Raw genomic sequence first — 21,445 nt, forward strand, 5'->3', positions numbered from 1 at the left:
CGACTCCTTCGTTTCCGGCTCAGACGTGGTCGGGGCCGCGCACCGGATCCCCGGGCGGGTTGAACGGGATCAGCGCGACGGTGATGTTGTCGGCACCGCCGCGGTCGAGCGCGAAGCCGGTGAGCATCCGCGCGGCGGCCAGCGGCTGTTCCAACGCGCCGGGCAGCACCATCGCGGCCAACGTCGGCGCGACCGAGAGGTAGTTCCACAACCCGTCGCTGCACAGCAGCAGGACTCCGGGGCCGGACGGGCGCAGACTGGTCACCCGGGGCCGCACCTCGCCCGCGTCCGCGCCCAGCCAGGACACGATCGCGTGCGCGCGTCGGTCCGCGTACGCCTCGGCCTCGGTCATCGCGCCGAGCGCGATCATCCGGGTCGCCCAGGAGTCGTCCTCGGTCAGCAGCGCGGAGGGGGTGCGCCGGGCCTCGTCCGACCCCGCGTCGTCCGCGTGCGGCTCGCCGACCGCCCCACGAGGCAGCGTGCTCGCACCGGGCAGCGTGTCGTCGCCGTCCGCGGCGTCGTCCGCGCCGCTGTCCGGATCGGCCAGCCAGTAGGCGCGGCTGTCACCCACCCAGCCCACGGTGATCTCGCCGGGTGTCATGATCGCCGACACCAGGGTGCATGCCGGGGCGTTGCCCGCGTCCTCGGCCCCGGGCATCCGGGCCACCGCGCTCGCCGCGGCGGCCACTCCCGCGCTGGTGGCCTTGGCCGGTCCGCATCCCTCGACCAGCGTGGCCGCCATGGTCGCGCACGCGGTCTCGGCGGCGGTCGCCGACGCCTCGTCGGGGCGCGGCGAGGAGGACACCCCGTCGCACACCACCGCGACCACGTGATCGCTGCCGTCCGGCATCCGCAACACCCGCAGTGCGGCGGAGTCCTCGTTGCGCCGGTGCCGCAGACCCCGGTTGCTGACCATCGCGACCAGCCCCAGGTCGCTCTCGACGTGATCGCGCGGGTTGAACGGCCGCCCGCACGCGTCGCACCACCCGTCCGAGCCGATCGTCGCGGTACCGCACGCGGAGCACACCGGGCCGTGCCCGCTGGGCGTCACCACCCGCCTGGGCGGCGGCCGTTCGGCCACCGGCGGCACCGGGATGTCCAGGTCGTAGCCACAGGACTCGCAGTACCGGTCATCCGCGTCGCCGGCGAGCCCGCACGAGGGACACGCCCCGCCGGCGGCCGTCGGCGGCTCGGGCGGGGCGGCCTCGTCCCCGTCCGGGGCACCCCCGGGCCCGGCCGCGTCCAGTCGTCCATATCCAGCCACTCTGATCACACCCACGTCCACGGTCGCACCTCGTTCGCCCGGTCGACGAGCGCGATGCGCTCCGCATGCGTCGTCACGTGCCGGGCCAGATCGCGGTAACACTTTTCCAAGGCGAACCGCAGAGGCTTTTCCTTCAACTCGCTGCCGAGCACCTTCGCGGTTCCACCCGCGTCCCCGGTGCCCGGATTCCCACCCTTCGCGCCCGCCTTGACCCATTCCAGCGCGGTCTCCAACAACTCCACGGCGAGCCGATCGTGCGCCTCCCCCTCCAGGCGCAACGCGCCCAGCCGGTCGGACGCCGCGGTCAGGTCGGGACCCAACTCCTCGCCCGCGCCCCGCCCGCTGATCCGGGTGCGCAACGCCGCGGTCTGCGCCGCGACGTGGTTGGCCGAGGTGTCCGGCACGCTCTCCAGGGTGCGTACCGCACCCGCCCGGTCGCCGGTGGCCAGTTGGCATCGGGCCAGTCCGAACGCCGCCGCGACGTAGGCCCGGTCGGTGGCCCACACACCGCGATACTCGGCGGCCGCCTCGTCGTGGCGGCCCATCAGTTCGCGGACCGCGCCGAGCGCGATCCGCGGCGCGGGCTCGCCGGGCAGCGCACCGCGCACCCCGTCGAAGCACTCGTGGGCACGCGGGAGATCCTGGTCGGAGAGCGCGGCAAGGCCCTCGAACCAGGGCAGTCGCCAGTCGTCGGCGTCGATGTCCGCGAGGAAGGCCCGGGCACGCACCACATCGCCCTGCTCGATGCACATCCGGACCAGCCGCAGCGTGCCCTCCGGCGAGGAGATGCCCGCGGCGGTGAGCGCGGAGAGCAGCTCGTCGGGATTGGTGGTGGCCACCGTGGCCAGCAGGTTCGCGGCCGGATCGGCGGCGTCCACCCGGGGCACCGGCAGCGCGCCGGCGATCACCGCCGGGTCGGGGGCGGGCGCGAGCAGGCCGGGCTCGGTGTTGCGCGCGGCCACCTCGGCGTGCACGACCCGGGTCTCCGGCCCGAACAGGCCGGACACGCCCGGACGCGGCTCGCCGGAGCGGATCGCGACCACCTCGCGCAGCACCGCGACGCACTGCTCGGCCATGTCCGCCGCGGAGGCGAAGCGCTGCTCCGGCTCGGGGTGCGTGGCCCGCAGCAACAGCCGGTGATAGGACTCGAATTCGGTGAACAGCGGCACCTCGGAGGCGGGTGGCAGGCCCGCCTTGTACTTGCGGGTGTAACCGGCGAAGTAGAAGCTGAGCACGGCCATCGTGCGGCCGATGGTGAACAGGTCCGACTCGACCGAGGGTTCGGCCCGGACGGTCTCGATCTCGGGTGCCTGGTAGCCGACCGTGCCGTAGGTGAACTTGCCCGGTCGGGCCAGGTCGGTCACCGCGCCGAGGTCGATCAGCTTGAGCTGGTCCTCGGTCTGGATCACGTTGTCCGGCTTGAAGTCGCAGTAGACCAGGTTCTGTTGGTGCAGGTAGCCGAACGCGGGCAGGATGTCGATCGCGTAGGCCAGCACCTGCTCGACCGGCAGCACGGCCTTGGGGTCGCTCTCGCGCATCGACTTGAGCCGGTCCATCAGCGACAGGCCGCCGACGTACTCCATCACCAGGTAGGTCTCGTCCTGGCCGGTGAGCGGGTCCGGGTGCTGCACGACGGTCTGGATGTGCACGATGTTGGCGTGCTGGATCTGGGTCAGGATGCGCTGCTCGGCCAGGGCCGCGGCGCGCGAGTCGGCGTCGTCGCTGCCGAGCAGGCCCTTGAGCACGACCCACATGTTGTGCGCGGCGGTGTCCTGGGCGAGATAGACCCAGCCGAAGCCGCCGCGGGCGAGGCAGCCGATGATCCGGTACTGGCCGACCATGTCGTCGCGCTGGAGCTTGGGCGCGAACGAGAACGGCGTGCGATCGCGCGGGCAGAACCCGTTCGCGACGCCGGGCCGACCGCCCCGGCCGCGGCCGACCGGCTGCTCGCACTTGCGGCAGAAGCGCTTCTCCTCGGGAATCACCGGGTTGCGCGCGAGCGCGGTCTCCGGGTTGCGGCGCGGCACGTTGGGCATCTCGACCAGACCGCCGCCGAGCCGACGGCTGGTGCCGGTGCTGCCGGAGCGCCGCGAGCTGCGCCCGGAGGCGCTGCGCGCGGACGAGGAGCCCGCGGTGCCCGCGGTGCCGGAGACGCCGGACCTCGCGGACCGATTCGGGTCGTGCCCGGGATCCACCGGGGCCGGGCCGGCGGCCAGCGGTTCGCGGCCGCATTCGGTGCAGAACCCGTCGTCGATCTCGCCCGGGCAAGGCGGGCGATTGCACTTGGTCATCTCTGTTCCCCCTTGTCGTCCGGACGATCCTCGCGGTGCGCGGCGATCACCGCCTCCTGATAGCGGGTCACCACCCGTACCGCCACTTCGAGTTCACACGGCGCTCGCCACAACAACTCCTTGGCGTGGCTGTACAGCGACTCCAACGCGGCGTCCTCGCCGTGTCCGCCGCGTGCCGCCATCGCCCGGTAGGACTGCACCAGGCCGCGCAGTTCGTCGCGCCGGGCCAGTGGCGCGTCGATGTGCGCACGGGTGGCCGCAAGCCGGTCCCGGGCACCTTGTACGTCGTTCTCCAACGCGCTCAGCTCCCGCGAGACGCGCGCCCAGTCGCCCTCGCCGCCGAGCATGGTGACCGAGGCCAGCCGATCCCGCAACGTGGCCGCCCGCAGCGGCACCTCGGGCACCCGCTTGTCACCGATCCGGCCGAGCACGTGCGCGCGTCGCCGAATCGTGTCGCCCTCCTGGTACCCCAACTCGTCGAGCATGCCCGCCAGTCGGCGGATCCGTTCGTCGAAGCGACCCCGGACGATGAGCAAGTGTCGCACTGTGTCGTCGACTTGGCGCAGGTCGGCCTCGATGGCAGAGACGTCCACGGTGCCGATGCGGCGCTCGTTCGCACCGGTCAGCGCGAGCGGATCGCCGGCCACCAGGGTACGGGCTGCCTCGAGGCGGCGGCGGATCCCGTCCAGCGCCGCAGTCTGCTCGGGCACCGCGTCCGGGCCGCCGAGTTCGGCGACCCGGGCCTCGGCGGCCACGATTCCCGCGTCCACCCGGTCCAGGGTGGGCACCAGGCGGGTCCACACCGCGTCCGCAGCCTCGACCACCGCGGTCACCTCGGTCCACGCCGGCGCCATGTCCGCGACCAGTTCGGCCAGGCTCATCCGGCGTGCCTGGGTCGCCGGGTCGGTCAGCCCGCGCCGGCCGATCGGGATGTCGCGCGCGGCCAGTTCGGCGGACTGTCCCAGCAGCAGGAAGGACAACTCCTCCAACTCCGGCCGCAGCGGCTTGCCGCGCCGACCGCGCAGCGCGCGCAGCCGATCCAGCACCGCGCCGTACGCCTCGCGGTGCCCCCACAGCAGGGAGATCGCCCGACGGCCGGTCTCCCACTGCTCGGCGGTGCGACCGGTGAGCGGACCGCCTTCCAGGAGTTGTCGTCCCGGGTGGCTCTCCAACTCCATCAGACCGGCCGTGATGCCGTCGTACTCCGCTTCGTGACGAGCCATCAGTTCGTCGATCTCGTCGCGGCCCAGTACGCGGGGGGCTCGGTTCACGCGCTGTCCCGGTATTCGGCCGCGGGCGGGTCGGGTACCTCGGCTGCCAGGGAGTTGCCCAGGTACTCCCGGTACAGCTCCTTCCACCGGCCGTTCCGGCGGGTTCGCTCGAGCACCGCGTTGACGAACCGGACGAAGTCGGGACGATCCTTGGCGATCGCCATGCCGTACGGCTCCAACGTGAGGTTGCCGCCGACCACGACGGTGAAGACGCGGTCCTGCGCCTGGAGACCGGCCAGGATCGTGTCGTCGGTGGTGATCGCGTCCGCCTCGCCCTGTTGCAGCAACACCAGGCAGCCCGCCCAGGTGTCGCCCTCGACCACCTTCACCTGCGGCGCCTGCTCGCGCAGCAGGGTGATCGAGGTGGAACCGGGCACCGAGCACACCCGCATCGCACGCGGCAGTGCGGCCAACCCCGCGCCGTAGTCGGCGCGATCGGCGGTGCCGTCGCGCTGCACCAGCAGTCGCTGGCCGGCGTTGAAGTAGACCGAGGAGAACTCGACGCTCTGCTTGCGCTGACAGTTGATCGTCATGGTCTCGGCGATGATGTCCACGTCGCCGCGCGCGACCGCGATCGTGCGCTCCTCGTTGCGCACCACCCGAAACTGGATGCGCTGCGGGCCGTCGTCGCCGAAGATCGCCTTCGCCACCTCGCGCAGCAGGTCGATGTCGAAGCCGCGGAGGGTGTTCGACTTCGGGTCCACGAAACCGAACGGGAAGCTGCTCTGATCGATGCCGGCGATCAGGAAGCCGCGTCGGCGCAGCACCTCCATCGTGCTGCCGGCGGGCAGCGCGGTCGGCGCGGGCAGCGCGCCGGTCGGGCGCAGGCTCGCGGTGACGTTCGGACACGAGGTGTCGGGTCCGGGGGTCGCGCGCGGCGCGGCGGCGGGCGGCGCGGGCTGCCCGGTGCCGCGCTGGTCGACCCCGGCGCCGCAACCGGCGAGGGTCAGCGCGAGGGCGCAGACCGCCGCGGGCAGAGCGATACGGGTGTTCATGGCCGGTTGTACCTCCCGACCTCGCGACGGACGCCGTCCACGGTCGCGGCGGCGGCGATCAGCGCCAGTACGCCCAGGCCGACGTCGAGACCGGTGAGCGCGTCCCGACCGGCGGCCACCGAACGTTCGAAGTCCTTCTGGTCCTTGTCGACCGCGGCCGCCAACGCCTCGTCGATCTTGGTGAAGGCCACTCGCGAGGCGCCGTCGGCCTTGGTCACCTGGGCGACGGCCTTCTCGAACTCGCCGTTTCGGTACAGCGAGACGACGTCCCCGTGCGCCTTCTTCCAGTCCGCGGCGGCGGCCTGCGCCGCCTTGACCTTCGCCAGCGTGCTCGCGTCCGAGCCGGTGACCTGCTCGGCGCGGGTCAGCATGCCGGTCACCGCGGGTTTGCCCCCCTCGGCCGGGACGCCGACGAGCTTGCCCCACACCTCGTTGAAGTCGTTCTCGTACTGTTCGTTGTCGCTGCCCCGCATGACCAGGGTCAGGCTCTCGTCGCCGTGCGCCTGCAAGGTCAGGAAGCGGGCCTGGGCGAGCGTCTCGACCGGCCCCCAGCCTCCGCTGCGGCTGCGGTCGAGGTCGGTGCGCGAACTGTCGGTGCCGGCCCACAGCCACCCGATGGACACCAGGGTGGCCAGTCCCGCGATCAGCAGGCCGATGTTGATCCGACGGTGCGTGCGCAGCGCGAAGAACCACAGGGCGGCGGCGAACGCGGCCAGGCTGACCAGCAGCAGGCTCAGCGGCACCCACGGGGTCGAGGTGGCGTCGCGGTGGTCGCCGGCGAGGCGCTTTTCCACCATGTCGTGCAGCGTGGTGGCGGCGGGCAGGATTTTGCCGCGCATCACGTTCTTGGAGGCGGAGCGCAGGTAGGCGGCGCCGACCGTGTTGCCCTGCCGGGTCTCGGCGCGGGCGCGCTCGACCAGGCGGGCGTACTCGGGCAGTTGCACGCCGATCACGGCGAGTTGTTCGGCGACCTTGCCGGTGGCGCCGGCGGCGGTCGCGGAGATCAGCGTGCTCGACGCGGTCTGGATGGCCCGCTGGTAGCGCTCGCGCACATCGGCCGATTCGACGCCGCCTTCGAGCAGCCCGGCCGCCGCGGTCGCGTCGGCGTCGGCGAGTGCCCGGTAGATCTCCTGGGTCTTGACGCCGAGCGGTTCACTGCCGGTGGCCACCGCCTTGGCCGCGTCCGCGCGGTCCCCCACCGCGAGTACGGCGAACAGTCCGGCCAGCAGGCTGATCAGCACCAGCACCACGCCGGTGACGAGCATCAGGCCGGGAGTGGTGGCGCCGGCGCGAACCAGTCGGCGCACGGATATGCCTCGTGATCGCATCATCCCGGCCGGACCGCTCGTACCCCGTGCGGGCACTCCCGGGCCCGGTGCCTGCGAAATCGGAACGGCTGCCGCCAACGCTCTGCCTCCCCCACTGTCGCGTGTGCCCCTTGTCGGTCGACCCGACCCCACGTCCGCCGCCCCCGACCGCCCGCGTGCTCCGCGAACGCTGTCACCTCGAAGTTATCGCGAGCATGTGGCGGCTCCCGATGGTCTTCCCTCGTTCTCCCCACGCGGACCCTCAAGGCCAGGACATTACCGCTGCGGGCGCCGGGTCGGTGGCGGCACCGTGTCAGGCCGGTGCCGGCGGTGCCGGCGGCGTGTGCGCGCGATATCAGCGGGCCCGGTGAAGCTGATCGCGCCACACGACGAAGACGTCGAACACGGACGACGAACACCTAGCGGGGAGCGACCCCAATGACATACGCGATCGAGACCGAGGGTCTGGTCAAGCGGTACGGCACCACCACCGCGTTGGCCGGGGTCGACCTGCGGGCCGAGGCCGGCACCGTGCTGGGCCTGCTGGGCCCCAACGGCGCGGGCAAGACCACGATGGTCCGCGTACTGGCCACGCTGATCAAGCCGGACGCGGGCATCGCCCGGGTCGGCGGGTTCGACACGGTCCGGCAGGCGCACGACGTGCGCGGCCTGATCGGGCTCACCGGCCAGTACGCCTCGGTGGACGAGGAGATGACCGGCTTCGAGAACCTGCTCCTGCTCGGCCGACTGCTCGACATGCCCCGCAACGAGGCGAAGGCGCGTGCCCGCGAACTGCTCGCCCGTTTCGACCTGACCGAGGCCGGCGGTCGCACCCCGGGCACCTATTCGGGTGGTATGCGCCGCCGGCTCGACCTGGCCGCCTCGCTCGTGGGTCGCCCCGCCTTCCTGTACCTGGACGAGCCGACCACCGGGCTCGACCCGCGCAGTCGCGGCGACGTGTGGCAGATGTTGCGCGAACTGGTCCGCGACGAGGGGGTCACGGTGCTGCTGACCACGCAGTACCTGGACGAGGCCGACCAGTTGGCGAGCGACATCGTGGTCATCGACCACGGTCGGGTGATCGCCAACGGCACGGCCGACCGACTCAAGAGCCAGGTCGGCGGCCAGAGCCTGGAGGTCCGGCCGGCCGACCCGACCCGAATGCCCGACGTGGTCGAGTTGTTGCGCGAACTCACCGGCCGGGATCCGATCGTGGAGAGCGAGCGCGGTCAGGTCACCGTCGCGGTCTCCGACGAGAACCTGCTCCCGGTGGTGGTCTCCCGGCTCGACCAAGCCGGTATCCGGGCCACCGAGTTCGCCCTGCGACTGCCCAGCCTGGACGAGGTGTTCATGACCCTCACCGGGCACCGCAGCCAGGACTCGGCCGAACGCGACGACGGGGCGACCGACCGGGGCAAGGCCGCGTGAAACACCGTCCCGACGTCTACGGCACCCGGGTTCTGCCGCTGCTCGCCGTCCTGCTGCTGACCATCTCCCATCTGGCCCGTGTCCTAGGAGCCTCCCGATGACCACGACCACCGTCCGTCCCGCCGACGACACCGCCGCGCGCCCGCCCGGGCAGCCGGCCGGGCACCTACCGCACCGCAACGCCCCGAGCGCCGCGCTGCGACACACGCTCACGCTCACCTGGCGCAGCCTGGTGAAGTTGAAGAAGCAGAGCGAACAACTGATCGACCTGACTCTGCAACCGATCCTGTTCATCGTGATGTTCGTGTACCTCTTCGGCGGCGCGATCGAGGGCAGCACGCACGACTATCTCCAGTTCGTGCTGCCCGGGATCCTGGTACAGACCGTGGTGTTCGCGTCGGTGGGCACCGGAGTCGGGCTGTGCACCGACATGTCCACGGGTGTGTTCGACCGGTTCCGCAGCCTGCCGATCTCGCGGATCGCGCCGCTGGCGGGCACCGTGCTCGGCGACGTGCTCCGGTTCCTGGTGGCCGTCGCGTCCGTGTTCGTGTTCGGCACGATCATCGGCTTCCGGTTCCACACCAACGTGTTCGCGGTGATCGCCGCGGTCGGCCTGGTGCTGCTGTTCGCGTTCGCCATCTGCTGGGTCGTGGCGTTGCTCGGGGTGACCTTGAAGCAGCCGCGCACCGTGCAGGGCGTCTCGTTCCTGATGATGTTTCCGCTGACCTTCGGCTCGAACCTGTTCGCCAAGACCTCGACGATGCCGGGCTGGTTGCAGGCGTGGGTCAAGATCAACCCGGTCACCGAGGTGACCAACGCCTCGCGTGGTCTGCTCACCGGCGGGCCGGTGGCCCATCATGCGACCGTGGCGGTGATCTGGGCGTTCGCCCTGATGGCGGTGTTCATCCCGTTGACGCTTCGCCAGTACAACCGCCGGGTCTGACGCCTCGCCGGTACGACCGCCGGAGCCGACCCTCCGGCGGTACCGCCCCACCGCCGGAGCCGACACCGGCCGGCTCGCGCTGCGAACCGCCCCGGCGCCCTCAGGGTTCCGGGGCCGCGAGCGGTTCCGGCCGGACCAACGCGGTCACCTCGTCCACCCCCAGCGCCGCGCCGATCGCCCTCACCCGGGTGAATTCCTCGACCCCCATGCTCACTTCCAACCGTCGCGCGACCCGGTCCGCGTCGATGTCGCCGAAACCGGGGTGGCCGCGCACCACCTGCGCCGCGCCGAGCAGCAGCGCCGCGCTCTCGAGGTCGCCGTTGGTCAGGGCCAGCACGGCGAACCCCTCGACACACGACGCGAACACCGGCATGTCCTGGCTCTCCAGCGCGTACGGGAGCGCGGCATCGAGGTGGTACCGGGCCGCCGCCACGTCGCCGCGGCCGCACGCGACGTGGGCCCGACCGACGTGCAGGCTGCCGATCAGTTGCGGGGGCAGCAGGGAGGTGTTCGGCAGCTCCGCGAAGGCGCGCCGATAGTGCTGCTCGGCATCCTCGAAATCTCCCGTGTAGCGCGCGAGTTCGCCCAGTCCGAGCTCGGCGAGCAGGAGTGAGAGCGGAGTCGAGTGCACATCGACCCGCTCGACGAGATCGTCCATCACCCGCCGCGCGGACTCGATGTCGCCGGACCGCGCGTGGATCATCCCCCGGCGGACCAGCAGTTGTGGGATCTCGTCCTCCGCCTGCAACTCGTACAGCAGCACGAGCGCCTCGTCCACGGCGGCCAAAGCGCCGTCGAAGTCGGCCGTGTACATCAGCAGTTCGGCCAGCCCCGAGATCGCGGACGCGCGTCCCCACCGGTCGCCCATGGCGGCGAACCGGTCCCGGGCGTCGTTCAGGAAGTAGACCGCGCTCTCGGGGTGGCCGAGATTGACCGCGAAGTGCCCACGCATCAGCCGGGCCATCGCCTGGGTCCACGGGTCGTCGAGCGTGTCGGCCGCCACCAGCGCCGCGCTCATCGCCTGGTTGTCCCCGCGCACCACGTAGCCCAGCATGTCGAGGAAGACCGGCAGCGATTGCGGTGCCTCGGGTCCGAGTCGACGGACGATGATCCGGGCCCCGGCGTAGGCGCGGATCGCGTCCCACCGCTCGCCGGCCGAGAAGGCGTGCAGCGCGTGGAACGCGAGCGCGGTGGCGCGCTTGTCCTGCGGCGCGGGTCCGGGCACCGCGAGCCCCTCGTGGCCCCACGCGTGCCCTTCGCCGTGATTGCCGCGTATCGCCCAGAACCAGGACAGCGCCTCGACCAGTCGGGTGGCGATGTCCGCGTCCCCGTGCTCGACCGCGTGGCGCAGCACGACCGCGAGGTTGTCGTGCTCGGCGGCGATCCGGTTGATCGCCTCGATCTGTCCCGGCCCGCGCAGCCGCGCGTCCTCCGCCTCGGTGTAGCGGATGAACCAGCGCGCGTGCCGCTCCGCGGTCGCGTCCACCTCGCCCGCGTCGGCGAGCCGCTCGCTCGCGTAGGCCTGGATCGTCTCCAGCAACCGGTAGCGGGTCTCGGTGCTGCCGATCACGTCCACGAGCGACTTGTCCACCAACCCGGCGAGCAGGTCGAGCACGTCGGCCGCGGCGAAGTCCTCGCCCGGCAGCACCGCCTCGGCGGCTTCCAGCGTGGTGCCGCCGGCGAACACCGACAGTCGACGCAGCGCGACCCGTTCGCGCTCCTCCAGCAGGTCCCAGCTCCACTCGACCACCGCGCGCAACGTCTGGTGCCGGGGCAGCGCGGTCCGACTCCCGCCGGTCAGCAGCCGGAACCGGTCGTCGAGCCGGTTCGCGATCTGCGCGGGGGTGAGCGAGCGGGTGCGGGCGGCGGCGAGTTCGATGGCGAGCGGTTGCCCGTCCAGCCGCCGGCAGATCTCGGCGACCGCGCCGATGGTGGCGGCGTCGACCACCAGGCCCGGGCGGACCGCGCGGGCGCGGTCGGCGAACAGCCGCACCGACGCGTAGGTCATGCCCTCGTCCACGCCGACGTCGACCGGGGGCAGCGCGAGCGGCCCCAGCGGGCACAACATCTCGCCGTCGATGCCCAGCGGTTCCCGGCTGGTGGCCAGGATCCGCAGGTTGGGTGTCTGGGCGAGCAGTCGGCCGGCGAAAGTCGCGGCGGCGGCGATCAGGTGTTCGCAGTTGTCCAGGATGAGCAGGATGGGTCGGCCCGCGAGCAGCTCGGCGATCCGGTCCACGACATCGCGGCCGGGGCCGGGCAGGTGGGTGTCCAGCAGACCCACCTCACGTCGTCCCAATGCGGCCAGCACCGCCTGTGGGACGTCCAACGGGTCCAGCACCGGGGCGAGTTCGACGAACCAGATGCCGCCGTCCACACCCTGACCGCGAGCCGCGAGCCGGGCGCCGGCCTCGGTGCTCAGTCGGGTCTTGCCCGCGCCTCCCGGGCCCACCACGGTGACCAGGCGCGACTCGTCGAGCAGCCGGTCGACCCGGACCACCTCGTCCTCGCGGCCGACGAACGTGGTCAGCCGCGCGGGCAGATTGCCCGGCGCCGGGCGGGGCTCGGCCGGGGGGTGGGGCTCGGCCGGCGCGGGCGGGGTCGCCCGAGCCGTCGGGCGCGGGTCGCCGCCGCGCAACACCGCGAGGTAGGCCGCCTCCAGGTCCGGCGAGGGGTCGATGCCCAACTCGTCCGCGAGCCGCTCGCGCAGGTCCTGATACAGCGTCAGCGCGTCCGCCCGGCGGCCCTCTTCGTGCAGCGTGCGGATCAGCAGTCCGTACAGTCGCTCGCGCAACGGGTGTTCGCGGGTCAACTGTTCCAGTTCGGCGGCCAGTCCCTGGCTGCGGCCGAGCGTCAACTGGGCCTGCACCCGGTCCTCGATCGCGCCCAGGCGCTGCTCGGCCAGCCGCGCCGCGGGGCCGATCGCGAACGGCGCGTCGGCGGCGTCGACCAGCGCCGGGCCCCGCCACAGCGCGAGCGCCCGGCCCAGGGTCTCGGCGGCGCTCGCCGGATCGCGTTCGCCCAGCATCCTGCGACCGCGGACCGCGAGTGTGCCGAACACGTGCGCGTCCACGTCCTCGGGGCGAATCCCCAGCACGTAGCCGGCCGGCCCCGAGTCGAGCTCGGCGGGCAGTTGTCGACGCAGCCGGGAGATCAGCGACTGGAGCGCGTTGCCGGCCCCGGCGGGCGGCTCGTCGCCCCACACGGCCGCGATCAGCCGGTCCGCGGAAACCGGCTTGCCGGGGTCCAGGGCAAGCCGGATCAGCAGCGCACGCAACCGCGCGCCGCCGATCGTCACGGATCGACCGTCGTCGTCCCACACCTGGAGCGGGCCAAGCACCGAGATCTGCACCCCACCACTCTTCCACCCCGATGCGCTGCCGGAGCGAACCGGAGGGCAGCGCACGGAGTGGAGTAAGGGGTCGGCGACGGAGAGTTGCGCATTGGGAGCGTCCCGGGGCACGGGAACCCGGGACGATCATCGGGAGAATTCACTCTTTCGTGGGATTAATTCCCACTCCTGGGAGTGAGGAGCGCGAACAATCAACCGTTCGGTATCGGAACGGGACTCGACTCAGGCGCCGATCCCACCGATAAAGGTCTGCCACGCGCCGGCTTCCAGTTCGAGCACCGGACCGGCGGCAACTTTCGAGTCGCGCACCAGGACGGCGCTCTCGACGGGGGCCGTCTCGACGCAATTGCTGGTGGCGCCGCTGTATGTGCTCCGCCGCCACGCGTGGCCCGCGACAGCGCTGTGACCTGCATCTTTCCCATCGGGGTAGGAAACCGCAGTGATACTCGGGGAATCGAACCGGAAAAGCGAACCCGGGTTTGTGTTGCTCAAGACAATTCCTTTGCTGCGAGCTCGATCATGGACAAGGATTCACCGTACGACAGCGCCGAAGCGCGGATGTCCTCAAACAAACGCTCATAGACACTGACGTGTTCGGGCTCCTCCAGATAGAGGCTACTCGTATGCGTGTCGAGTACGACCACATCCAGATCGGAAAGCGCGGGGAATCCGATGATCGCGAATGAACCCTCGATCGCCGGGTGTGCGCCCGCCGAGAACGGGAGGATCTGCAGGCGCACGTGCGGCCGCGCGGCGGCGGCCATCAGGTGTTCCAACTGGGCCCGCATCGTCTCCCGACCGCCCACCACGGTGCGCAGCACGGACTCCGAGATCACCACGGTCAGCCGGAACGTCGCCTCGCCCTGCGGCCCGACGCGGTCCAGCACCGCCTGCCGCTCCTGACGGACCCGCACGAGCATGTCCACCTGCTCGGCGGACATGTCCTCGCGCACCGCGGCGATCACCGCCCGGACATAGTCCGGCGTCTGCAACAGGCCGGGAATGAGCGAGAGTTCGAATCCCCGCATACCCGAGGACTCGGCCTCCAGGCTGAGCAGTTCGGCATAGGAGCTGGGCAGGATCGACGAGTAACTGTGCCACCAGCCGCGCTTCTTCGCCTCACGCGCCAAAGTCAGCAGCGAATCGCGCTCCTGCTCGTCCGCGACCCGGTACAGGTCCAGCAGGATGCGCAGGTCCACCGGTCGTACGCCGCTGCGGCCCAATTCGATCCGACTGACCTTGGAATCCGAGCACTCCAGGCGCACGGCGACATCTTCGAGGCTGAGGCCGCGCGCTTCGCGCAACCGGCGCAGTTCGGTCCCGAGCCTGCGCTGCCGAACGGTCGGATTGGGCGCCATGGCCACGCCGCACCTCCACTTACACGCTGTTCACGCACCGAACCGGAACGTCGGCGCGTCCGATCGGGGGACAGTGTGCCCTACTGCGCGTGGAAGTGTGGTTACTACCGGAAACTTCCCGTCGATCCAAGATTGGGAGTTGCACACTCATTCACGGCCGGGCACGCTCCATGTCCGTCATGACTTAATGTTGTCCACGGGTCGCTCTGGGTGCATGTCTCGGATCGCGCGACCCCCTGCCGCACGTCCGGAGGTCGACATGCCGGTGATGGCGGAGGACGTCCGTCACTATTGCGTTCAACTCGCCGCTTCGGCCCTGGGGGTGGGCCGGGCCCGCCGGACCACCGGCAAGGTTTTGCACGACTGGGGCCTGGCCGGGTTGGTCGACGTGGCGGAGGTACTGCTGACCGAACTACTGACCAACGTGCTCGTCCACGTCGGGCCCGGGGCCTGGCACGCGCTGACCCTGCTGCACGACGGCGACGTACTGCGGGTGGAGGTGCGCGACTCGTCGCCGCGCATGCCGATCGCCCGGGTCGGCGACTGGGACGAGGAGTCGGGTCGAGGGTTGCGGATGATCGACGGCCTGGCGCACGCGTGGGGCGCCGATCGACTCCCCCCGGGCAAGGTGGTGTGGTTCACCCTGCCGGACCGGCCGTGACCGGCGACACCCGGGCGCCGGATGGGCCGGGGTCGGTCGGTCCGGCGGCGGGATCGGCGCCGCCGGCTCCCCCGCAGTCGGTGCGTCAGCCGTTGGCGGGGCTCGCGAGCAGGCATTCCTCGGCGAAGGCCAGCACCCGCAGGTGATACGCGCGCGCGGCGTGGTGCAGGCTGATGTTGTGCCCGACACCGCGCTGCGTGTGCGTCTCCACCCAACCCGCGGCGGCGAGCAACTCGCGTGCCTCGTCCGGCACTTCGGGACCGGCCGGCTGGGAGCGCTCGAACTCGGCCACGGTCCAGTGCACCGGCGGCACCACCCTGGCCAGCACCGCGGGCAGCGTGTGCGGGGTCTCCCGTACGTCGAGGAACTCGGCCATCGGCACCGCCGCCGCCACCCGCCCGGCCCGGGTGAGCAGCGCCGGGTCGTAGGACCCGGGCGGCCCGAAGAAGGTGTCCGGAGTGCCGCCGCCGGTCGACGGCACGAAGTCGCCCTCGGTGGGGACCGAGGCGAACTCGGCCAACCGCTGTGGCGTGTACCGCAACGGCGCGCCGCCGACCGCGAGCCCGAGCAGTTCCCGACCGCGCTTGTCCGCGCCCATGCGCAGCGCCAGGATCGCGCCCATCGAGTGCGCCACGACGAACACCGGCAGCCGACCCGGCCCCTTCGACTCCGCGCCGGCCGGGATCCCGGCCGCCTCGGCCGGCGAGTCGGCGAGGCTCTCGGCCACCTCGTCCAGCAACGCGAACACCAGGTCCGCCTGCGCGTCCAGCCCCTGTCGTTCCCGGGCCAGACCCGCGGAGGCCCCGTAACCGGGTCGGTCGATCGCCAGGACCGCCCAGCCGAGGCCCGCGCCCAACAGCAGGAGTGAGCCCTCGGCGGCGCCCTCGCGATGCCAATAGGCCGCGCGCGACCCGCCGCCGTGCAGCGCGAGCAGCAGTCCGCGGGGGCGGACGCCGGGTCCGGGTCGGGCGAGCAGACCCGACAGGGTCAGGCCCGCGATGTCATAGGCAACGTTCTCGACCCGGCCGGGCATGGTGCTGACCTCCACGTGCGATTGCCCACTGATGACACCACATCCGGTCGCGGGTCATTGACGGGGTATCGGCCCGGTCCAACAATGTAACGGTGTAACAGAGATCCGGTCGGGGTTGTGCCGGCCGGCCCGGACATCGGAGTCACACCGTGAAGCACCAGGACGTGGTCGCCACCGGGCGGCGCATCATCGAGCACATCACCCACCGCACGCTCGACCTGGGCGCGGCGCCCGCCGTCCTGGACGGCTCGTGCTTCACCGACCCGGCCCGGCACGCCCGCGAGCGGGAGGTGCTCTTCCGCCGCACGCCGCAGGTGATCGGCTGGGCCGGCGAGGTGGCCGAGCCGGGCGACTTCATCGCGCGCGACGTGGACGGCGTACCGGTCCTGGTGACCCGGGACCGGGACGGCGGATTGCACGCGTTCCTGGACGCGTGCACCCACCGGGGCATGCGGGTCAGCCGGGACGTCCCGGAGACCGAGGGCCTGACCGGCACCGGTTGCGGCAGCGCGCAGCGCTTTCGCTGCGGCTATCACGGCTGGACCTTCGACGACCGGGGCGCCTTGACCGGGCTGCCCGGGCGTCCGCAGTTCCCCGGGATCGACCCGGAGAGGTTCGGCCTGCGCCCGCTGCCGGTCGCGCTGTCCGCCGGCCTGGTCGTGGTCGGCCTGCGTCCGGACGTCGAAGTGGCCGGTGCGTTGGACGAATTGGAGGACGCCTACGCGGGTTTCCCGTACGACCGCACCCGCGCGGTGGTCAGCGAGCGGTTCGAGTTGGCCTGCAACTGGAAGCTCACCGTCGACGTCAACGTCGAGGCGTACCACGTACCGTTCCTGCACACCGCGACCATCAACGGGATCGTGCTCAACCACGGCATCGTCGACACGTGGGGACCGCACACCCGGTTCGCCGTCCCGATCGTGGGGTTCGAGCAACTCGCCGAGGTCCCCGAGGAGTCCTGGCCCGCGCGGCTGCCGATGGTCAACGTGCAGACGGTGTTGCCGTCCACCGTGCTGATCGAGAGCCCGCTGAGCACCACGATGTTGCGGATCTACCCGGGCGATCGGCCGAACCGCTCGGTCGTGCACATGACCGAGGGCACCTGGGAGCCGCTGGCCGAGAGCAGCATCGCCATGGCCCGGGCCAACCACGAGACCAACAAGCGCGTGCTGGTGACCGAGGACTTCCCCGGCGCCGAGTCCTGTCAGCGCGGCTTCGACGCGGGTCTGCCCACGATGGTCGTCGGGACGGGCGAGTCGGCGGTCGCCCATTGGCACCGGGTGTGGGACGGCGCGCTCGAGTCGGCGCGGGACTGAGCGCCGCGACGACCCCGAGCCCGGCGCCGGCGGGCCGGCGGGCGCGGGCGGGTTATGATCGTCCTGCTCGCGAAACGCTGTGCGGTTCGCGAAGGAGGCGCCTTTGGCCGGGCGCCTCCTTTTCTTTTGCCCGAAGCGGGCCCGCCTGTTTGCCCGAAGCCGGCCTGCCCGTTGCCCCGAAGCAGGCCCGGTCCTCGTCCGGCCCCGGTCCGAATGCGGCGCCAAGCCGGTCCCCACCCGACCCGAACCCGATCCGGACCCGACCCGCCCCCGGTCCGAACCGGTTCCGGCCCGGTCCCGGAGCACGCGCGAACCGGTCCGAAAACGCCGCCGAGGTCGCCCCGGGCGCCTCGTGTTCCCCTCGCGAGTCGGGCCGGCGAACCGTTTCCGGATCGTTTTTCCGGGCTCTATCCGTGCCGCCCCCCAGGTCCTACTCTGCTCTCCAGCAAGCACGTCGACAGGTCCCGGAAGGGCGTGGGCGATGCCCGGAGTGCGGACGCTCGGTGAGGTGCTCGACCACGACGGTCCGCTTGCGGACGGCCCGTTGCGCGAGGTCGCGGCGGGCATCGCCGACGCTCTGGCCCGTGTGCACGCGATCGGTCTCGTGCACGGCCGGCTGGGTCCGGACCAGGTGCTGATCACCCCGTACGGTCCGCGCGTGACCGGCTTCGCGGGCCGCACGGACGCGGACGACGGCGGTGATCCCTCCGAGGACGTGTACGCGTTCGGCACGCTGATCACGCTCGCCGGGGGCGGCACGCCCTCCGCCGAGTTGAGCCCGCTGCTCCGGCGCTGCCTGGATCCCGACCCCGGACAACGTCCGACGGCGGTGGACGTGGACCGGGTGCTGACCCCGCGGCCTTCGATACTGGTCCTGCCCGCCGCTCCCGCGCGCGAGCGCGCCGACATGCCGCAGGCGGCCCGGGCACAGGACCCGCCGACCGGGAGCAGGCTGACCCGGCGCCGGCTCCTGATCGCGGGCGGCTTCGCGGTGACCGCGGCGACGGTGACCTCGGCCGGCGTCGCGTTCGCGCGGCTGGGCGAGGGCCGGTCGCAGCCGAAGACGCGATGGCGGCGCGCGGTGGAGGGCCGGGTGACCACCCTCCAGGTCTTCGACAACGTCGCCTACTGCACGACCACCGAGAACGTGGTGATGGCCCTGGGCACCGAGACCGGCGTCGCGCTGTGGACCGCGCGCACCGAGTCGATGGTGTGGTCCGAGCCGGTGGTCTCCGGGACCGCCGTGTTCCTGGCGTGTGTGGCGGGGCAACTCTCCGCGCTCGACCCGGGCAACGGTGAACGCGTGTGGCAGCAGTACGCGGGCGACCAGATCCTCGGCGCGCCGGTGATGCTGGGCTCGTCCCTGGTGGTGGGCACCCGGGACGACCGGGTGCTCGCGTTCGACATCGCGCAGGGCGCGCACCGCTGGGAGTGGAGCGAGTCGGCGCAGCGCGGCGGGGTGATGCCGGCCGTGATCGGCGAGAACGGCGGCGGCGACCTGGTGTACCTGACCCATACCGACGGCACGGTCAGCGCGATCGTCCCCGAGCGCGGGGAGCCGCGATGGTCGATCCACCTCGCCGCGCCGATCACCCGGCCTCCGCACGTCGTCCGTGATCTGGTCTACGTGGTCACCGGGTTCACCCTGGTCGCGCTGAACATCGCCACCGGCGAGATCGTCTGGCGCTTCCGCGGCACCCCGGACCTGACCGCGCCGGTGGTCGTGGACGACATCATCTACACCACCGACGTCGGGACGCTGTACGCGCTGGACGCGCGCACCGGCGCGGAGCGCTGGCGGCGGACCACCGGTGCCGGCGTGCCCAGCCCGGTGGCCGTGGTGGACGGGATCGCCTATGCCGGCGGCACCGACGAGTTGCACGCCTTCGATCGGGCGACGGGCCGGCGGCGCTGGACGCATCCGCTGTCGACCTACCTGACCGCCGCTGCCGCGGGCACCGGCGAGGTGTTGTTGCTGGGTACGGCCGGCTCCGAACTGGTCGCCCTGGAGAGCTGATCCGCCAAGGCCGCGACCGGGGCCGCGGGCGTCGCGGGGGCCGGAGCCGAGGCCGACGTCCCCGCGAGCGCGCGGTGTGCCGTCATCGTGTCCCGCGCGGTCACGGTCACCAGGAGACCGCCGCCCGCGAGATCGCACACCGCCCGGCCCGGCGCACTGGTCGGTCGATCGGGCGGGGCAGGCAGGGTCAACCGGGTGGCCACCACCGTCCCGCCGGCCGTGCCCGCCGGTCCGCGCCAGCCCGGATGCGCGGCCGGGCCGTAGCCGCTTTGCTGGCGCAGCACCGGACGCCCGTCGACGACCACGTCCCAGCGCGAGAGCGCGTCCCCGCAGGGCTCGTCGACACGCCCCAGGACCAGCGTCTCCTGCACCAACAGGTCTGCGTCCGGCGCCGGTTCGGCCCGCACGACGCTGTGGAAGGCGGCCCGCGCGGCCACCACGACCGGTTCCGGCAGCCACTCCAGCAGGCCGCCGGCGCCGATCACCAGGTCCACCCGTTGCCGGGCCGGCGTGCCGTCGCCGATCAGGATCACCGCGGCGGCGGCGGTGCGTACCCGCAGCCGCGCGCCGGCCCCCACCTCGACGCGCAGCGCCAGGTCGTCGCCGCCGATCGGTCCGGCCGCGCCGCCCACGAAGACCACCTCGGCGACACCGCCCGGTACGGACACCTCGCGCGGCAGCAGCGGCACCTGTCCGCGCAGTTCGGTCAGCACCGTGCGGCCGTGCCGAAGTTCCGCGCGGACCAGGGCGGTTGCCCTCACCCGAGGACCGGGGCCGCGGCCGACGCGACCTCGACCCGGCCCGCCGGCCGTACCGGTACCGCCGTGCCGGCCCGCCATGCGGCGATCTGGTCGAGCACCCACGCGGTGACCACGTCCGCGCCCGGACTCTCGCGCAGCGACAGGAAGGCAACCGGGGTGCCCGGTCGCATGCGGGCCGCGTCGCGATCCATCACGGCCAGGTCGGCGCCGATCTGCGGAGCGATGTCGGTCTTGTTGATCACCAGCAGGTCGGAACGGGTCACCCCGGGGCCGCCCTTGCGCGGCACCTTGTCGCCGCCGGACACGTCGATGACGAACATCTGCACATCGGCCAGACCCCGGCTGAAGGTCATGGTCAGGTTGTCGCCGCCGGACTCGATGATCACCAGGTCCAGGTCCGGATGCGCCGCCTCCAGGTCCTCGATCGCGTCCAGGTTGCCGCTGATGTCGTCGCGCACGGCGGTGTGCGGACAACAGCCGGTCTGCACGGCGGCGATCCGGTCCGCCGCCAACACCCCTGCGGCGCGCAGGAAGTCGGCGTCCTCGGTGGTGTAGATGTCGTTGGTGACCACCGCGAGCGAGAAGCGGTCGGCGAGGACCCGGCACAGCGCGGCGACCAGCGCCGTCTTGCCGGATCCCACCGGTCCGCCGATGCCGATCCGCAACGCGCGCGAGCCGGGCACGGTGGGCGGCGGCGAAGGGTGCGTGTGGGTCCCGCCGTTGCCGGGGGCATGGTCAAGATGCAAAGTGGACGACCTCCTCGTGGGCGTGCAGTTCGGCGCAGACGTCGAGGCCGACCGAGGACCAGCACGGCAGCCGGTCCCAGTCGCCGTCGGCGAACACGGTGCGGGCCGCGTCGGCGGCCTCCTCGGCGACCTGATCGCAGTGCCCGGCCATCTCGGCGAGCACCACGGTGACCGAGATCGGATCGAGGGAGAGCAGCTTGACCGCTGCCGAGGCGGGCCCGTTGACCACGTTGGTCGCGGCCAGCACGGCCGCCTCGCGCTCGTCGAGCCGGGCCCGGGTGGCCGCCGCGCCGAGCACGATCGCGTGGTGCGGGGACACCCCCAGGGCCGGCCACGGTTCGGTGGGCCAGGCCGCCTTGGCCACCCGGCGCAGTGATCGGCCCTGGGCGCGCGAGGCGGCCCGGGCCGGCGCGGAGGCGGTCCGCGCGTCGAGTTCGGCGTCGAGTTCGGCCCACGGCGCGATCTCGGGCAGCGCGTACGGCCCCGCGGTCAGCGCGGCGACGGCGGCGAAGGCCGCCTGCACCGCCCCGGTGCCGTAGAGCTTGCCGAGCAGGAATTCGGTGAGCGTGTCGAGGTCGTGCACCTCGCCCCGCTGGACGGCGTTCTCCAAGCCGCCCGAATGCGCGTAGCCGCCTGCCGGCAGCCTGGAATCCCCGAGCAGGAGAAGTCCAGCACCCATGAGTACCACCTCTTACTGGTCGTAAC

Annotated in this window: 17 protein-coding genes; 5 read left to right on the forward strand and 12 right to left on the reverse strand. The window is 72.2% G+C overall.

Annotated elements, in window-relative coordinates; translation table 11 throughout:
* Positions 1–19 precede the first annotated feature (19 nt).
* Genes ACIBSV_RS05865 through ACIBSV_RS05885 form a run of 5 tightly spaced genes read right to left on the reverse strand, consistent with a single transcriptional unit; the run spans position 20 to position 7,128 of the window.
* The gene (locus tag ACIBSV_RS05865) at positions 20–1,279 is read right to left on the reverse strand and encodes a protein phosphatase 2C domain-containing protein (RefSeq protein WP_395859729.1); all 1,260 of its coding nucleotides are present in this window, start codon (positions 1,277–1,279) and stop codon (positions 20–22) included.
* Entirely contained in the window at positions 1,270–3,555 is a 2,286-nt protein-coding gene (locus ACIBSV_RS05870; RefSeq protein ID WP_395859730.1) for a tetratricopeptide repeat protein, read from the reverse strand. Before ACIBSV_RS05870 ends, ACIBSV_RS05865 begins: the two co-directional genes overlap by 10 nt.
* On the reverse strand, positions 3,552–4,826 hold the full coding sequence (locus ACIBSV_RS05875; RefSeq protein ID WP_395859731.1) for a hypothetical protein: 1,275 nt from the start codon (positions 4,824–4,826) through the stop codon (positions 3,552–3,554). Before ACIBSV_RS05875 ends, ACIBSV_RS05870 begins: the two co-directional genes overlap by 4 nt.
* A complete protein-coding gene (locus tag ACIBSV_RS05880; protein WP_395859732.1) occupies positions 4,823–5,821 on the reverse strand; it encodes a glutamate ABC transporter substrate-binding protein in 999 nt (332 codons plus the stop codon). Before ACIBSV_RS05880 ends, ACIBSV_RS05875 begins: the two co-directional genes overlap by 4 nt.
* On the reverse strand, positions 5,818–7,128 hold the full coding sequence (locus ACIBSV_RS05885) for a hypothetical protein (RefSeq protein WP_395859733.1): 1,311 nt from the start codon (positions 7,126–7,128) through the stop codon (positions 5,818–5,820). Before ACIBSV_RS05885 ends, ACIBSV_RS05880 begins: the two co-directional genes overlap by 4 nt.
* A gap of 438 nt (positions 7,129–7,566) precedes the next feature.
* On the opposite strand from ACIBSV_RS05885, the gene ACIBSV_RS05890 reads away from it, so the two are divergent.
* Positions 7,567–8,556, forward strand: a complete 990-nt coding sequence (locus tag ACIBSV_RS05890) for an ATP-binding cassette domain-containing protein (protein ID WP_395859734.1) — start codon at positions 7,567–7,569, stop codon at positions 8,554–8,556.
* A gap of 97 nt (positions 8,557–8,653) precedes the next feature.
* On the forward strand, positions 8,654–9,499 hold the full coding sequence (locus ACIBSV_RS05895; RefSeq protein ID WP_395859735.1) for an ABC transporter permease: 846 nt from the start codon (positions 8,654–8,656) through the stop codon (positions 9,497–9,499).
* A 100-nt stretch (positions 9,500–9,599) separates the two neighbouring features.
* Here the strand turns inward: ACIBSV_RS05895 and ACIBSV_RS05900 are convergent, their stop codons facing one another.
* From ACIBSV_RS05900 to ACIBSV_RS05910, 3 genes are all read right to left on the reverse strand, one after another.
* The gene (locus ACIBSV_RS05900; RefSeq protein WP_395859736.1) at positions 9,600–12,848 is read right to left on the reverse strand and encodes a BTAD domain-containing putative transcriptional regulator; all 3,249 of its coding nucleotides are present in this window, start codon (positions 12,846–12,848) and stop codon (positions 9,600–9,602) included.
* 222 nt (positions 12,849–13,070) lie between these two features.
* Positions 13,071–13,340: a DUF397 domain-containing protein gene (locus ACIBSV_RS05905; protein ID WP_395859737.1), complete on the reverse strand. Its 270-nt coding sequence runs from the start codon at positions 13,338–13,340 to the stop codon at positions 13,071–13,073.
* Positions 13,337–14,206, reverse strand: coding sequence for a helix-turn-helix domain-containing protein (locus tag ACIBSV_RS05910; RefSeq protein ID WP_395859915.1), 870 nt, complete (start codon positions 14,204–14,206; stop codon positions 13,337–13,339). Before ACIBSV_RS05910 ends, ACIBSV_RS05905 begins: the two co-directional genes overlap by 4 nt.
* A 259-nt stretch (positions 14,207–14,465) precedes the next feature.
* On the opposite strand from ACIBSV_RS05910, the gene ACIBSV_RS05915 reads away from it, so the two are divergent.
* A complete protein-coding gene (locus ACIBSV_RS05915; RefSeq protein ID WP_395859738.1) occupies positions 14,466–14,867 on the forward strand; it encodes an ATP-binding protein in 402 nt (133 codons plus the stop codon).
* Positions 14,868–14,952: 85 nt separating this feature from the next.
* Here the strand turns inward: ACIBSV_RS05915 and ACIBSV_RS05920 are convergent, their stop codons facing one another.
* The gene (locus ACIBSV_RS05920) at positions 14,953–15,900 is read right to left on the reverse strand and encodes an alpha/beta fold hydrolase (protein WP_395859739.1); all 948 of its coding nucleotides are present in this window, start codon (positions 15,898–15,900) and stop codon (positions 14,953–14,955) included.
* Between the two features lie 149 nt (positions 15,901–16,049).
* Between ACIBSV_RS05920 and ACIBSV_RS05925 the strand changes: the two genes are divergently transcribed.
* Together ACIBSV_RS05925 and ACIBSV_RS05930 are read left to right on the forward strand one after the other, a co-directional pair.
* The gene (locus ACIBSV_RS05925) at positions 16,050–17,216 is read left to right on the forward strand and encodes an SRPBCC family protein (RefSeq protein ID WP_395859740.1); all 1,167 of its coding nucleotides are present in this window, start codon (positions 16,050–16,052) and stop codon (positions 17,214–17,216) included.
* Positions 17,217–17,697: 481 nt separating this feature from the next.
* Positions 17,698–19,233 (forward strand): PQQ-binding-like beta-propeller repeat protein, encoded by a 1,536-nt coding sequence (locus ACIBSV_RS05930; RefSeq protein WP_395859741.1) that lies wholly within the window; start codon positions 17,698–17,700, stop codon positions 19,231–19,233.
* Here the strand turns inward: ACIBSV_RS05930 and ACIBSV_RS05935 are convergent.
* The 3 genes from ACIBSV_RS05935 to ACIBSV_RS05945 are packed head-to-tail and all read right to left on the reverse strand — an operon-like array spanning position 19,149 to position 21,419.
* Complete coding sequence (locus tag ACIBSV_RS05935) at positions 19,149–19,994, reverse strand: urease accessory protein UreD (protein ID WP_395859742.1); 846 nt, start codon at positions 19,992–19,994, stop codon at positions 19,149–19,151. The genes ACIBSV_RS05930 and ACIBSV_RS05935 overlap by 85 nt on opposite strands.
* On the reverse strand, positions 19,991–20,740 hold the full coding sequence (ureG, locus tag ACIBSV_RS05940) for an urease accessory protein UreG (RefSeq protein WP_395859743.1): 750 nt from the start codon (positions 20,738–20,740) through the stop codon (positions 19,991–19,993). The genes ACIBSV_RS05935 and ureG overlap by 4 nt, the downstream gene beginning before the upstream one ends.
* Entirely contained in the window at positions 20,730–21,419 is a 690-nt protein-coding gene (locus tag ACIBSV_RS05945) for an urease accessory protein UreF (RefSeq protein ID WP_395859744.1), read from the reverse strand. The genes ureG and ACIBSV_RS05945 overlap by 11 nt, the downstream gene beginning before the upstream one ends.
* Between the last annotated feature and the right edge of the window lie 26 nt (positions 21,420–21,445).

The organism is Embleya sp. NPDC050154, assembly GCF_044460165.1.
Taxonomy (GTDB): domain Bacteria; phylum Actinomycetota; class Actinomycetes; order Streptomycetales; family Streptomycetaceae; genus Embleya.